Origin of the sequence: Aquimarina brevivitae (genome assembly GCF_004216895.1) — a bacterium.
Taxonomy (GTDB): Bacteria; Bacteroidota; Bacteroidia; order Flavobacteriales; family Flavobacteriaceae; genus Aquimarina; species Aquimarina brevivitae.
Map to the genome: position 1 here is coordinate 428,701 of NZ_SGXE01000002.1, position 15,224 is coordinate 443,924.

14 protein-coding genes are annotated in these 15,224 nt (G+C 34.3%); 9 read left to right on the forward strand and 5 right to left on the reverse strand.

All coding sequences use genetic code 11. The annotated features are described in order from the left end of the window. The first annotated feature begins 311 nt into the window (after nucleotides 1-311). The 7 genes from EV197_RS09730 (at nucleotide 312) to EV197_RS09760 (ending at nucleotide 7,312) form a co-directional block, all read left to right on the forward strand. Entirely contained in the window at nucleotides 312-1,298 is a 987-nt protein-coding gene (locus EV197_RS09730; RefSeq protein WP_130286564.1) for a DUF6242 domain-containing protein, read from the forward strand. A gap of 80 nt (nucleotides 1,299-1,378) precedes the next feature. Continuing rightward, the gene (locus EV197_RS09735) at nucleotides 1,379-1,867 is read left to right on the forward strand and encodes a hypothetical protein (protein WP_130286565.1); all 489 of its coding nucleotides are present in this window, start codon (nucleotides 1,379-1,381) and stop codon (nucleotides 1,865-1,867) included. A gap of 68 nt (nucleotides 1,868-1,935) precedes the next feature. After that, complete coding sequence (locus EV197_RS09740; RefSeq protein ID WP_130286566.1) at nucleotides 1,936-3,207, forward strand: OmpA family protein; 1,272 nt, start codon at nucleotides 1,936-1,938, stop codon at nucleotides 3,205-3,207. A gap of 47 nt (nucleotides 3,208-3,254) precedes the next feature. After that, nucleotides 3,255-4,511 carry a kelch-like protein gene (locus tag EV197_RS09745; protein WP_165389039.1) on the forward strand — a complete coding sequence of 419 codons (1,257 nt, stop codon included), beginning with the start codon at nucleotides 3,255-3,257 and terminating at the stop codon, nucleotides 4,509-4,511. Nucleotides 4,512-4,563: 52 nt separating this feature from the next. Beyond that, nucleotides 4,564-5,265, forward strand: a complete 702-nt coding sequence (locus EV197_RS09750; protein WP_130286568.1) for a hypothetical protein — start codon at nucleotides 4,564-4,566, stop codon at nucleotides 5,263-5,265. A 12-nt stretch (nucleotides 5,266-5,277) separates the two neighbouring features. Then, nucleotides 5,278-5,946 carry a TapB family protein gene (locus tag EV197_RS09755; RefSeq protein ID WP_130286569.1) on the forward strand — a complete coding sequence of 223 codons (669 nt, stop codon included), beginning with the start codon at nucleotides 5,278-5,280 and terminating at the stop codon, nucleotides 5,944-5,946. A gap of 91 nt (nucleotides 5,947-6,037) precedes the next feature. Further along, complete coding sequence (locus EV197_RS09760) at nucleotides 6,038-7,312, forward strand: DUF6242 domain-containing protein (protein WP_130286570.1); 1,275 nt, start codon at nucleotides 6,038-6,040, stop codon at nucleotides 7,310-7,312. 95 nt (nucleotides 7,313-7,407) lie between these two features. Here the strand turns inward: EV197_RS09760 and EV197_RS09765 are convergent, their stop codons facing one another. From EV197_RS09765 to EV197_RS09780, 4 genes are all read right to left on the reverse strand, one after another. After that, entirely contained in the window at nucleotides 7,408-9,027 is a 1,620-nt protein-coding gene (locus EV197_RS09765) for a hypothetical protein (protein ID WP_130286571.1), read from the reverse strand. 148 nt (nucleotides 9,028-9,175) lie between these two features. Continuing rightward, a complete protein-coding gene (locus tag EV197_RS09770; RefSeq protein WP_130286572.1) occupies nucleotides 9,176-9,745 on the reverse strand; it encodes a hypothetical protein in 570 nt (189 codons plus the stop codon). A 33-nt stretch (nucleotides 9,746-9,778) separates the two neighbouring features. Then, on the reverse strand, nucleotides 9,779-10,462 hold the full coding sequence (locus EV197_RS09775; RefSeq protein ID WP_130286573.1) for a hypothetical protein: 684 nt from the start codon (nucleotides 10,460-10,462) through the stop codon (nucleotides 9,779-9,781). Between the two features lie 129 nt (nucleotides 10,463-10,591). Then, complete coding sequence (locus EV197_RS09780) at nucleotides 10,592-11,194, reverse strand: hypothetical protein (RefSeq protein ID WP_130286574.1); 603 nt, start codon at nucleotides 11,192-11,194, stop codon at nucleotides 10,592-10,594. Between the two features lie 201 nt (nucleotides 11,195-11,395). Between EV197_RS09780 and EV197_RS09785 the strand changes: the two genes are divergently transcribed. Both EV197_RS09785 and EV197_RS09790 read left to right on the forward strand, forming a co-directional pair. Next, nucleotides 11,396-13,348: a tetratricopeptide repeat-containing sensor histidine kinase gene (locus EV197_RS09785; protein ID WP_130286575.1), complete on the forward strand. Its 1,953-nt coding sequence runs from the start codon at nucleotides 11,396-11,398 to the stop codon at nucleotides 13,346-13,348. A gap of 17 nt (nucleotides 13,349-13,365) precedes the next feature. Continuing rightward, nucleotides 13,366-14,004, forward strand: coding sequence for a response regulator (locus EV197_RS09790; RefSeq protein ID WP_130286576.1), 639 nt, complete (start codon nucleotides 13,366-13,368; stop codon nucleotides 14,002-14,004). Between the two features lie 30 nt (nucleotides 14,005-14,034). On the opposite strand, the gene EV197_RS17140 is transcribed toward EV197_RS09790, so the two are convergent. After that, complete coding sequence (locus tag EV197_RS17140; RefSeq protein ID WP_207224202.1) at nucleotides 14,035-15,216, reverse strand: nuclear transport factor 2 family protein; 1,182 nt, start codon at nucleotides 15,214-15,216, stop codon at nucleotides 14,035-14,037. Nucleotides 15,217-15,224 lie beyond the last annotated feature (8 nt).

Here is a 15,224-nt window from a genome sequence, read left to right on the forward strand (position 1 = left end):
AATAAACCTTGTTACATATGTTCCAATAGCTTTAATCGTATTAGAATAGCTTTGGAGTAAACAAACTCTATAGAACCCGCTTTTTAATGCCAAATGATAAGATGTCCCTTTACGGAAATTTAAAAGAAGTTCCGGATAAAAAGATTTATCTAAATATAAACGCTTTAGAAAAAGGTGAGTATGAATTGAATATTGTTTATAAAAATAAAGTAGTGAAGACCACAACTTTTACAAAAAAATAAAATTGAAATGTTAACTATTGCTCATTTCACAATACAAATTAATAGTTAACTTATAAAAACACAGTCATCATGAAAAATCACATAGCATTAATTTTATTAATTACGTTGTCACTTTATTCTTGTGACACTGACGACGATAGCGCATTACCGGCAGAAACCGTTATAGTAGCAATTACTGACCAAACCGAAGAAGATCAAATGGGCGCATTTGCAGAGAATGCTATGGCCGTTTTTAATGGCAGTGTTTGGTCTGTCGGTGGCTACAATGCCTATTCTGGTGGCAACCGATCCAGTGATGTATGGAGAAGTAACAACGGCGTCAACTGGATATCGGTGACCAGTAATCAGTTTGCGGCAAGATCCGGGCATACCTTAACCGTTTATGACAATAAATTATGGCTTATTGGAGGTGTAGATACCAGTGGTAGTTATCTGGGAGATGTTTGGTCTTCTACAGATGGCGAAAACTGGACTTTGGTAACCAGTACACCTGGCTTTTTAGATTCCGCTTACCACGAAGTTGTGGTGTTTGATAATAAAATGTTTTTGATTAAAATTTCAAACTCCACTGGCGATAATGTTTCTGTTTGGTCTTCTACCGATGGTTTGACCTGGTTGGAGGAGAATAATGCTGCTTTTGCTGCAAGAGAAAAGTTTGAAGCCGTAGTATTTAATGGTGCTATTTATGTTTTAGGAGGAAAAAACATAGGAACCATTTATGACGAAATTTGGCGAAGCACAGATGGTAGTACCTGGACGGAAGTATCAACAACCGCAGCTTTCACCGCCAGACATTCGCATACAGCAACCGTTTATAATGATAAAGTTTGGATTGGAGGAGGCTTTGGGACCAGTGGAGCGCTTGGAGACTTATGGTACTCTTCGAATATGGTGAATTGGACCAGATATGAACCCTTACCTGCAGATCGCGGACTGTTTGATCACGCAGCGCTAAACTATAGCGGGGAGATTTGGATTTTTGGAGGTTATGAGGGATTACCGGCAGGACCTTATGAAATGACCGGTAAAATTAGAAGTATAGAAGAATTACCTTAACTTTACTAGACAATGTTAACCTTTGAATACTTACAACCACTAATAAGTAAACCATAACACAATAAACAGTCATGAAAACAATGAAATCAATTTTTATTCTAGGTCTATTTGCATTTTTAATAAGTTGTAGCTCTGATGATGATGGTAATGTAACACAGACACCACAAAGTTTTGAGGAAATAACAGCAGAATATATCTCCTCATTAGAAGCCGTAATGGGAGATGGTGTCATCACAGCAACAAATGATGCTGGCTTAGTCTGGACATCTGGAACTATCGTACTGTATAAAACAGACAGCGGTAGATTTGGAAAATTTAAAGTATTGAATATTGATCCAAGTGATAATTATAGCATGGTTATCGAAGCAGAGACCTATAATGAGGATGGTACGAGATATACCTTTGATGAATTCTTGGAAATAAGAGGAACTTTTTTCTTGGATCTTGATGAAATGACCATAGGCGAGAATAGTTTGGAGCCTAATGATTTTTGGTGGTTTAGACCCGATGCTACTACTACACTATTAGATCCACTTAATGGAGCGGTATTTACAGAATGGAACCCATAAAACTTTGCATAACAGATTACCAAATTACCAATAAATAAACCAAAACAATAAAAACACACAGGTTGATTATGAAAACGATTAAAATATTATTAACGCTTATTTTTATAGGAACAGTAAGTGCTGCTAATGCTCAATTTTTTAAAAAATTAGCAAAGAAAGCAGAAAAAGCTGCTGAACGTACTGTTGAACGAAGAGTAGAAAAAGAAAGTCAAAAAGAAACGGATAAAGCCTTAGATGAGGTTTTTGAGGGAAAAGAGGAGAAAAAGAAGCGCAATAAAAAATCTAAAGATCCGGTTATTGGAACTTCCGATGATAACACCTCTCAAAATAGCACTGATGTAAAGGTAGAAAGAGCTTCGGATTTTGAACCAGGAGCAGTAACCATTTTTGAAGATGATTTTTCCAGAGATAACCAAGGTGATTTTCCAGCCAAATGGGATACCAATGGTAGTGGCGAAATTGTAGTGATTGAAGGAAAGAAATGGTTTAGAATAGGTGGTAAATCATTATACGTACCAATGATTAAAGAAACCTTACCCGAAAACTATACCATTGAATTTGATATGTATACTGTGGGTCTTGATCGCCAAACAAGTTCACAGTCTTGGATTGAATTATTGCTGCACGATTCACCACGATTTGAACGTTCTACAGCTTCTGCAATGATAAAATTATCTCCTTGTCAGTTTATAAATTCTCCTGGATATATTGAGAAAAGAGAAAATGGAAAGCGCGTATTTTGGAATGAGATCGGTAAAGATTACCGAGATCTTATTAACGGTAAGTTACATATTGCTATTGCCGTTAATGGACCCAGAATGCGTTTATGGATGAACGATAATAAATTAATTGATGTTCCAAGAATGGTCCCTGCCACGGCAAATAAATTTAAACTTTTCGTAAGAGGACTCCGGGATGATACCGATAAAGACGAGGTATACATCACCAATTTTAGAGTAGGCAAAGCTGGTGTAGATAACAGAAGTAAGTTGATTACGGAAGGTAGGTTGAGTACTAATGCCATTCAGTTTAAATCGGGTAGTGATGCTTTACTTACTGAGTCGTATAAAACCATAAGAGAAATTGCCCAGGTACTTGAGGATAATGCCGATGTGCGTATCAAAATCATAGGACATACAGACTCAGACGGATCAGAATCTAGCAATTTGGAGCTGTCAAAAGAACGTGCTAAAGCAGTAAAGAATTCCTTAATCAACCAATATGGAATAGCGGCGGACAGAATAACTACAGATGGTAAAGGAGAATCTGATCCTGTGGCTTCTAACGACACTAGTGAGGGTAAGGCTCAGAACCGAAGGGTTGAATTTATCAAACTTTAAGTTCAGATAGAATGAATTGTTCTACTAACTATATTAAACTTTCACTGATGAAAACTATTAAAAATATATTATTGTTATTGCTCGGATTATCACTAAGTAATTGTAGTAGTGATGATAATGATGCAAATAATCTTCCACCTCAAAGCTTTAGTCTTATAGGTGTTACTGATGGGGCAATAGAAGTTGATGTACTACCTACATTTAGATGGGAAAATGCTATTGATCCAGAAGGGCAAGCTGTGACCTATCGAATTTTGTTAGATACTAACAGTACCCCACAAGCTGTTTTATCTGAAGGGATTACTTCTACTTCATTTACGGCTAGTAATCGATTACTACTAGCTACGCAATATTATTGGCGTATAGAAGCCACTGATGCATCTGGTAACACTACACAGAGTGACATTTATAGTTTTACGACACGGAATTTAAACCTTACAGATAATTTAGTTATTGAAAATGCTACATTTCCAGGAAGAAGAAATCATAGTTCCGTAGTATTTGATGGTAAAATCTGGGTGATTGGAGGTCAACAAGATTTGGCGACTAACAGTGCTAGTAATGATGTTTGGTTTAGTGAAGATGGTAGTACTTGGACTGCAGCTACATTGAGCGCACCTTTTACAGCTCGTGCTAATCATACTTCCGTAGTTTTTGATAATAAAATTTGGGTTATTGGAGGTTTTGATGCCGCAGCCAATTATAGGAATGACGTTTGGTTTAGTAGTGATGGTATAAATTGGTCTGAAGCGACAGCAGATGCACCATTTTCAGCAAGATTAGGTCATTCCTCGGTTGTCTATGATAATAAAATCTGGGTGATTAGTGGTAGAAGTGCAGCGGGTTATGAAAGCGATGGATGGTATAGTACTGATGGAATCACTTGGGTTCCTGCTACAGAAAGTGCAGACTTTATAGGAAGAACAGGGCATTCAACCGTTGTTTTTGATAATGAAATGTGGATGATTTGTGGTAGAGATCTTTCTGGCGCATTTGCTGAGATATGGCATAGTAGTAATGGAAATGATTGGACAACAGTTGCTGCCGACTTATCAATGCTTGCAAGAAGTACGCATAGTACTGTAGTTTTTGATAATAAATTATGGCTCACTGCAGGTGCTAATGATACACAGCGCTTAAATGATATTTGGTATAGTGATGACGGTATCACTTGGAATGAATTAACGGCAACAGCTTCATTTAGCGCTAGAGTAGGGCATAGCTCAGTGGCTTTTGATAATCAAATATGGGTTATTGGGGGGTATGATGGAGATGAACAAAACGATGTTTGGGCCTTTGATTAACCGGTGCAATCGAACTAAAAAATAAACATAAAGCATACATAAATATATAGTCATGAAGATAATTAAATTAATACCTCTGATTTGTTGCCTACTAATCCTTATCAGTTGTAGTAGTGATGATGATGGTAACGCTCGTACAGGTTTTTTTCCTAATGAAATAGTTCTAACAACAAATGCTGATGGTACTTCAAATACCACAAGTTTTACGTATAATACCAATAATCAAATAGCTGAAGCTAATTTTGGTGGACAAATAGTGACATTCTCCTATAATGAGCAGGGTTTGATAAACGAATTTAATGTCGGCTCAGCTGCTGAATCCTACAGTATTCAATATTCAGGGTCTACCGTAGTCAGTTTTACAAATCTCGATACCAATGATGTAATACCTGTTTCTTACACGGATGGTACTTATGATTTTGACGGTAGCACCTTCACCTTAGATGCAAACAACCGATTTATTAGTGGTAGTGGAACATTAGCCGTAACTTATAATGAAGAAGAAGGTCCTTTTACAGAAGTAGCATTTCAACCTGTTTTATTTTTTATCGGGGCAGGCGCAGTGGCAAGGATAAGTTATTTTTTCTCAGTAAATGAAGTTAATTCTTTTACAATACCCTTGGGTGGTGAGTTGACTTGCACTACCACAAGAAACAGTGATGGAAACATATCTTCAGTGGCTGCACGAAGCGGTGATGGTACGTTAATATATACCTATACGATGAGCTATGAACAAAGAACCATCAACAATTAAAAAAATAAAATTATGAAATATTTTTTCTTAGTCATTATAGTCCTACTCTCGGTTGGTGTAAGTGCACAAAATAACTGTTCGGATTTTTATCCATCAGGTGAAGGCAAAACCTATGTAGTTCATCACTTCAATAAAAAAGATAAATTGACTTCCATTACGGAGTCAACTATTACAGATGTATCTTCAGATGGGCTCAAAGTTAAGTCTGAAGTGAAAGAGGATGATGGCGATAGTATTGTGGTAGGTACTTATGATGTAAAATGTGATGGAGAAAACACTTGGATTGAACCTGAAGCATTAGTATCTCCAGGCTTGATGGAACAATATCAAAATATGGAGTACTCCATTAGTGGAAATGGTTTGCAAATTCCTAATTCCCTTACTGTCGGCCAGAGTTTACCAGATGGAGAGGTGTTGATGAGTGTAGATGCCGGAGTGATGAAGATGAATGTTTCCATAGTAATGACGGATAGAGAGGTGGTTAGAAAAGAAAGTGTCACTACCGATGCAGGTACGTTTGATTGTTTTGTTATTACCTATTCCAATACGATAGAAATGGGAATTCGAAAGACTTATAATTGCACGCAATGGATTGCGCAAGGTGTTGGTATGGTAAAAGAGGAATCCTATAAGCAAAATGGTAAAAGGATGTCTAAAAGCCTTCTGCAACAAATTAAATAAAGAGGGGTTCCCTGGAGCTATATCCAGTGAAAGATACAAAATATGAGCAGTGACAATTTTAAGATAGAAAATTAACATTAAATAATTAACCATGAATTTACATAAGTTTATCATACTTAGTTTAATCGTACTCCTGGGCTACTCTTGTAGTAGTGATGATGATGGAGGAGGTGATCCAGTAATAAATAGCGTTGTGCTAACGAGTCCAGGTGATGGTTTACGACCGGTTTCAACTTTACCAGAATTAACTTGGGAAACCTACGAAGCCGAAGGTTCAGTAACTTATACCGTTTTTTTAGGGACCTCTGCTACGATGCTTAATGAATTCAGTACGGATATTACCGCTACAAGCTTAACTATCACAGCTACAGAAGCTTTAGATCTAGAAACGGTTTATTTTTGGAAGGTAAACGCATATGTCGATGGTGAACTGATAGCCGAGAGTGAAGTACGAAATTTTACTACCGAAACTGTCGCTCCAGTACTATTGACAGAAACGGCAGCGTATAGTGCCCGTAAAGGAGCAGGGATGGCAGTGTTCAATGATAAGATGTGGGTCATAGGCGGAAGAAATGAAGCAGATACTCCCCTAGATGATATTTGGTCTAGTACTAACGGTACAAACTGGACCAATGAAGGAAGTTTATCCTTTGGAGCAATTTATGGACATAAACTTATAGCGTTTAATGGTAAATTATGGATCTATGGAGGAATTGTTGCAGGTGTATTATCAAATGCTATTTATAGTTCCTCTGATGGTGTGATATGGGATATTGAAACAGGAACAACGCCCTTTACTCAATATCAGTCTTCGAGGTTTACCGTTTTTGAGGACAGGATTTACAGAATCGCAGGTTATGATGCTAGTGTAGAGGATTTATCCGAAGAACGTAATGTATATAGTAGTGCAGATGGTTTAAATTGGACATTAGAAACAGAAAATCACAGATTTGAAACTAAATTTGGTTTTTTAGTTGAAACGTTCAATAATAGCATCTATGGTATAGAACCAAATCCTAGTACGGATATAGCAGAAATTAATATAAGATCTAGTAATGACGGAGTCAATTGGTCAGCAACAACAACATTTGCTACCAATGAAAGAGGGATAACTTCTATCGGTAGTGTGGTGTATAATAATAAATTAATTCTAATGACCACACCAGAGGGTGGAGGAATCACAAGTGCTACATTTTTTGAGTCTATTAACGGTGAAGATTGGATTCCTGCCACAAGTATAGCGTCTGTACCACTACAAGCAATCTATTTTGAATTGCTAAATCTTAATGGACAGCTATTTGCAGTTGGTGGAGCACAGCGCAGCAATTTTTCTGTTGCCAATAATACAGTGTGGAGTTTAAATTAAAGGGTTTTATCAGATTACCCCATTTTATATAGAAAGAAAAAGGTTCTGATTTGGTCAGAACCTTTTAGCTTTACTAAATACATATTTTGTTTTATTTATTTATCATTGATGTTTGTGGTAGGTAAAATCTCGTCAGTTTTTTCTTGATCCACTAGGTTTAATTTAAAGAATTGTTGCTTTTTGATATTATTCATTTTATGGGTCAATAATATCAATGCATCACCATCTCTAAAGCCTGCGAAATTTGTGCCTAACATGTAATTATCAGACTGAACAGTTGTGTACAATGATTCACGAAAATAATTACCCTCTTTATCAATTTTTAAAAGTATGATTGATGTGCCAGGAGAATACATTTTAAATAATTTTCCAGAGGTGTGATTTAAGTTTCTAAAATTACCATTATATATTAGGTAAATAGAATCATCTTGAGAGAAGATATAATTGTCACCAAACATATCCGTTGATAAATCTGTATTATTTTTACCAATTTTAGTTGACCATAAAATTTCACCTTTTTTGTTTATTTTTATTATTGCTAAATCTTGTCGAACAAAGTAAAGAATAGCATCAGCATAAAAAGTATCTCTGTATTCCCCGATAAGGACCATATCACCATTTTCATATCGATAGATTTTTCTTAAATCAAAATAAGATTCTTCATAATTACCTTTGTCAATTTCTTCCGATACTCTGTTGGCTTTATTTTCGTTTAGTAGCTGAAGAAAGTATTCTTTTTTTAAGGGGCTATATACTATACTATGAACCTCAGGATTTTTTAGATTCAATTTATACAAGAAGATACCTTTCATATAATCCTCAGATATATCTGAATAATATCCTGATAAAATAAATTCATTTTCCGTAAGAATAGATTGTACATCACTGATATAATGTTCTTGTTTATCGAGCTCGTGTAATATATTGAATTGATTATTTTTCAAATGATATAACGTATAGTCAAAATGATTTTTAGAATACATATTTTTTGCCAACAAAAAAATACTACCATCATCGATAAGGCGCATATGAACCCATTTAAATTCCTTTGAGGTTTGCGGAAGCTCGTATCTCTGCTCTGTTATATTAGAAAAGTTATTATCAAAGTATAAGGCTTTTATTAGCCTTTTTTTTGTGCCTTTTTGAAAAAATTCATAAACTATTGCCGTGTATGAGGGGTTAGGTTTGAACAAATGGTGGTTGACATATTCGAACTCGTATTGATCAATTTCTTCTCTTTTTATGAATTCTTTTGCAGATACTTTGAGTTGCTTTAATTGAATTTTTTCGTAGTAGTAAGCAAAGCTCTCGCCCTCATTTGTAACTGTGAAAAAAACGATCTCATTGGAATTTAGTTGGATTGTACCAAGATATTCGGTATTAGGTTCTTCCTTAGTGTTTAAGATAACTTTCTCTTGATCAGTTGGGGTAAAATCTAAATTGAACTTGATGATGGATTTGCTTTTTTGACCATATCGCCCATTTCCATATAAGATATAATATCCCGTGCTATCTTGTCCAAGTATTTTTATAGGTACGGAACGGTCTTTAAGTTTGATTTTGCTAAATAATTCAAGTTCTACATTGCTTATATTGTTTTGACTATGTACATCATTAATTGTAAGTAGTATAAATAATATAAGTATGAATTGCACCTTTAGTGTAATACAAGGTTTTATAAGATTAATCATTTTAGTATAGTAACTTTTTCGCATAATTATAAAAGTTTGGTATTGATATGTATCTAAAGCAAAACCGTAGGAAGTGCAGATGTACAGATCCTACGGTTTTCTTACACAAACTAACCAACAATATGATTTGATGTTGAACTGAGTTAAGAATTTTAAGTGTAAAAACCCTTATTTATTTCAACATATAGTGCATATCTTGTGTAATTATTGTAAACTCTTTCTTTTGTTTTTTCTCCGCTATTCTTTCAAGATTAGAGCTTATTTTAGAAGCCATTTTTTCTTGTTGCTCAAGAAGTTCATTAGCTTCAAATGTTACTCCCTCTTTTTTGGCAAGTACCTTTTTTACTTTTTTTAACTGAGATGCTTTACCGTAATCTACATTAAGTAATTTGACACGTGCAGCAGCTAATCCCATTTGTGCTTTTACTTCAACAAAATAGATTTCGCCTGCTTTGAGATCTGCCTCTATAAAGTCGGTGTTTTCTGATGTAGCCCAAAATGTGTGTTTTCCTGGTTCGCATTCATAGCGTAGGTAGTTTCTTCCTTTGAATTTACCAATGTAAGAGTTGTCATCAAAATATTTAAACCCAATGAGAGCTCCTCCTGTTGAGGTACGAACAAAATAGACCACGGCTTTATTTTCCGAAGGTGGAGTAGGTTCTTGAGCTTGAATGGTCGATATGTTAAGAATAGATAACAATACTATTCCAATAATAATTGTAACTGAGTTGAGTGATTTCATTATTCAAAAATTTAAAGATTTATTTTAAATGCATTAACGAAGGGTAATTGTTACGTATAGATCGATACCATTTCCATTGAAATCATCGAATTCTTGTACGCCTATTTCCTCTTTACTTTCAAAGCTTACATTATAGTATTTTAGACCCACGATGCAACCTACTGTTTTGTCGCCAAAAAATTCATACTCTGCCAAGAAATGAAAACCGCTACTTCCTTTATAATTAGAAGATGCTTTACCGGCATCATCTATATCCAACTTAAGTTTAGGGCTAAAATAAAAACCATAGCCTGTACCAAAGTTTAGGGTTTGGTATTTATATTTATCAAGTCCAATCATGTATTTAAAGGTAGGCTGAAAAGATAACCTATTGAATCGTACTGATGCATCTTCTAATTCTGGTCTTAAAAAACTAGAATGATATCCGAAATTAGCTCCTATAGAGTATTTTTTTTGAATGATATAATCTCCACTGATATTGATGTGCCAGCCACCTCCAGCACTTATGGATGCATCTCCAGATCCTGTAACATTACCGTCTTGATCGGTTTCTGTGTACGGGAAAACATCAATGTTTTCAAAACCCAGTCCTATCCCTAATTGAACCCCGAATTTAAAAAAGTTTTCTTTGGGCACCGTAGGAATGTTTTCTTGTGCTTTGGTTAAAGATGTGAATCCTACTAGTGCGAATAGTAAGATGAAGTTAGTGTATTTCATTATTCCTTAATTTTTTGTTAACGCCGCAAAAATATCTGACTGTTAAGTATTACTATTAACGGTTTTCCGTGATTTTTAAAATATTGAGTAGTAAAGGTTTTGGGCAAGTAATTGCAATGCGGACACAATTTATCGGTTAATACCAATTATAATATCTTCAGAAAGCATCCTAGGCAACTCAGACTTGGCTATTGCATAATGTTCTGTGCTATAATTTGTATCATCGTTAATCCGGTAGAGCTTAGATCTTTTTGAAATCTCCTGTAAATTAGGAACAACGATAACACTATCTTTTACAATATTTACAATTTTAAGTGTAGAGTAATAACCAGTATCAGTTTTAAATTCGTAAACATCGCCTATTTGAGGAGCATTGATGTAAGTATTGTTATTTTTATCAACTTCATTATTTATATAGAATATTGCAGCGATAATAACAAGTACTATGGGAATACCGGTAAATTGCCAAAGCGGTGTTTTGGTTTCTTGCTTTATTTTATCATATTCATTTCTTAATGAAACGGGCATTTGTTTTGCTTCTAACGTTTGTTTGCAATGTCCACATTCTGATATTCCTTTTTTTCCTAAAGAAAACATTGGGATCCAAAAAAGATAAGCATACCAATGATACAGTGTAAATTGGATTGATCCTTTGGTGTCGCAATGTGAGCAGACAGCGTGTAAGGATTGAATTGATTTGGCTCTTGATGTATTAGTTCCGTAAGCTACCATAATTATTTATTTTAAATGACTGTTTATATTATTTGATAGGTGTCAATAGTTAAGTTCTCAAATCATTTTTGTTAATATGAGGCTACTATTACATTCATTATCTGGCATCAAAAGTAATTGAGCTATTAATCATAATGCTCACGGTTTCTGGTGATTTTATTTCGATTATTAATTCTTTTATTTGCAAAAAAATAGAAACTCATGACATCGTTGGCTAAAATCATAGCTCTTGCATTAATCTCAATTATAGGGTTTTATGGTGCTGCTCAGGAAATAGATAGTGTTAAGCTGAAAAAGTTTGATTCTATTAAACAAGAGATTAATACCGTAAGAAATGCTGAAGAAGCACTAGTACATTTCAAAAAAAGGTTAAAATACAGTAAAGCTTACCAGATCGATACAAAAATTATCGAAAGTTATTGGGATTTAGCCGGTGTATATGTAGAACTTGCAAAATCTGATTCTGCTCAATTTTATTACGATAATGCGATTCAATTATCACGTAATCTTAAGGATCCTTTCTATTTTTCAGCTTCAGTGGTTAATTCAAGAAATGTAGAGCTCAGTATTGGTAACCACGATAAGGTGACCAAGTTAGTCTATGAGGCTATGGATATGTTAAAGGATTCGGAGCGGGATAAACGTATGAAAAATAATCTGCTTTTTACCTTAGCGGATATATATACAGACATTCAAGAATATGAAAAAGCGTTGGCGAACTACAATAAAATCTTAGACTTAACCAAGGACCCAGGTCTTTTACCTTATGTATACAGTTCAATAGGTCGAGTGTATGGAAGTCAGCAAAAATTAGACTCTGCTATCTATTATTATAAACAAGGAGCAGAAATGTTCAAAGCAAATAATGTACAGCGAAGTTATAGTTCGGTGCTTAAGTCAATTGGAGCTCTATACTCGCGTAAGGAGGAATATAAGGCTGCAGAAGAATATTATTTAGAGGCCAAAGCGATCCAAGAGAAATTTAAATACAATGAATATTTAGGTGGAACTTTATTAAACTTAGCAGGAGTATCAAGACATTTAAAAAAGTTTGATAGGCAACTAGATTATTTGTTAGAGGCCGAAAAATTACTCAAAGATTCCAAGGACGTGGAAATGCTCGAGGATTTGAATTTTCAAATGATGACCGCCTATGCAAGAAAGGGAGACAATAAAAATGAAGATAAATATCTAGAGCGCTATTTTTCGCTCAAGGATAGTATTTTTAATGACCGAAAAGCTAAGGCTATTGCCGAAATTGAAACTGAATATGAGGTAAAAGAAAAAGATGCGGAAATTGCAAGAAAAACTGAATCCATTCAACAACAAAAACGAATTAATCTGATCATTCTAATAGCAGCAATTATCATAACCATTTTATTGGCTATTACACTGTTGCTTTACAAACAAAAGTTAAAGAGGGAGCGCCTTTTATTTGATAAACAAGCAGAGTTGAATGACGAAAAAGTATCAAAAATAATAGAACATCATAAGCTTCAAAATGTTAAAGCTCATATAACAGGGCAAAATAAAGAACGGGAGCGAATTTCAAAAGATTTACACGATGGGGTTTGTGGAACTATTGCTGGTATAAAAATGAAACTCGAAAAATTGGTTGAAAACCAAAACAATGAAATCAAAGGAATAATAGATAGTCTTGAGGTGACCTATGATGAGGTACGTTCGATTTCTCACGATTTAGTACCTAAAAATTTTCAAGAGCAACAATTTATAGAGCTTTTGAAGCATGTTATAGAGTTTTCGGTAAAAGATGAGATTAAAGCGAATTATGAATTTTATCCTAAAGATCAATTAAATACAGTTCCTGAAGATATACAGATGAATATATATCGAATTGTACAGGAGTTGCTAACTAATGTGAACAAACATTCTGAAGCTAGTGAAGTGTTTGTTAATATTACGCTTCACGAAAATAATGTCATTAATATAATGGTTGAAGATAATGGAAAAGGATTTACTTCTCTTGACCAAAAAGAAGAAGCTGGGATTGGTTTGAAAAGTATCCGAAAAAGAGTTGCAGCCTTTGAAGGTGCTTTGACGATTGATTCTAATTCCAAAACAGGAACTTCTGTAAGTATTGATATCCCTATCGAGCAAAAGGTTAGGTTTAAGCAATATTCATATATAAATTAAACTTTCTTTACTACACGATGCATACTATAATCAAGGTAATTATTGTAGATGATCACAGGATGTTCATAGAGGGTATTATTTCCTTGTTGGATAATAATCCGGATATTGAAATTTTAGGAACTGCAGCAGATGGTAAAGCAGGTATTAAGTTGTTAGAAAAAGAGAAGCCTAATGTTGTTTTGACAGATGTTGAAATGCCAAAAGTAGATGGTATTACATTTACAAAGTATATTAAAAATCACCATCCGGATATCAAGGTGATTGCTTTGACATCGCATTGTAATGGAACAATTATAGATAAATTAAAATCTGCTAATGTTGATGGGTATTTGCTTAAAAAGACGGGTAAAATTGAATTGTTAAATGCAATTTATAGGGTAGTTTCTGGTCACACTTATTTTACTAAAGAGGCTGTAGAAGAATTAAAGAATAGTTTACTCAAAGCTGAAGGAAAAAATAATGATGTGACACTTAGTCCGAGAGAGCTTGAAGTGCTAAAACTAATTTGCTACGAAAAAAACACAGCTACTATCTCTGAAGAATTACATATATCAATTAATACCGTAGAGAGTCACCGTAAAAATTTAATGCGAAAGCTTGGCGTAAAAAACATGATTGGTTTAGTAAAGTATGCGATTAAAGAGCATATTGTTTAACCGGTATAGGCTATTGAAATTTGCAATTTGTTATCTTATAAAAGTTACTTTACTAATCTTACCATTAGTGACTTCATAAATGGCTACGGCACTAATTTCAGTATCATTGATCGTTACTAATTCTTCATCAATCACCTTATTATCATGTACAATACGATTTTGTAGAATACAATGTAAATTTGGTGTGTTTTTAAAAAATTCATCGTAGGCATTCTTGAGTTTATCTCTTCCTTTCAATTGTAATTGATTTGGAAAGTTATAGACTTCTACATCCTCAGAAAACGCTGCGGCAAACGCCTCAATATCTCTATTATTATATGCATCTAGTTGTTGCTGTACTACTTTTTCAGGTGAAGTTTCAGAGACTAAAGCAAGCAAATTTCCTATTTCATTTGTGGTTATTCTAGTAATCGAATGTAAATTATCTTCCTTAAAGGTTGTTAATATATTCCAGGTAGTATCTTGCTGCGGGTTAAAATAGTAAATACGGTTTTTTACCGGTAAAAGTATTGTTCCATTATTCAACCAGCACATATCCTCATTATTGGTTATGGTATTGATAATTTTTGAACGTTCTCCACTTATGGGATTGATGTTTCGTATTTCCCAAAGTTTATTTTCTTTACTGATATAGCTTATTAAAGATGAATTAGGAATTTTATGGATGGATCGACCCACGTTTTTATCCAGAAGTCTCTTTGATTTTCTTTTGATATTATAAGAATACAAATCCATTCTATCTTCTACCAAAACTGCGCAAATTACAATATCTTTCGTATACCAGCTGTGGTAGCCTACTTTAAGAGAATCAATCAACACATCACTTTTACCGCTAGTAAAGTCATATTTATAAAGCAGCTGTGTTCCATCCTTACCCAGGCGAATTGCTGAAACTGCTTTTTGCTCTGGTATTTTTGTTGGAGAGTATTCACTGCCGTTAGGTGTTTGTGAAAGCACAGTGGTTTTTTTGTCTCTTAAATTATATTTAGCTATTTCTGTTTGGTCTCCCTGTGTAGCCGCATAAATTATAATGTTATCGTTATAAAAATAGGGTTGATTGTCATATCCTGGATTATTAGAAATATTGGAAACTAATTCTAATGAAATTCCTTTTTTTGTAGAATTGACGTTAAAAAGATAAACTTCGGTATCAGGTTGGGCATAAAAAATGGAAGTAACTAGAAAAAGAACAAAGTTTAATTTTTGACTCATAATAATTT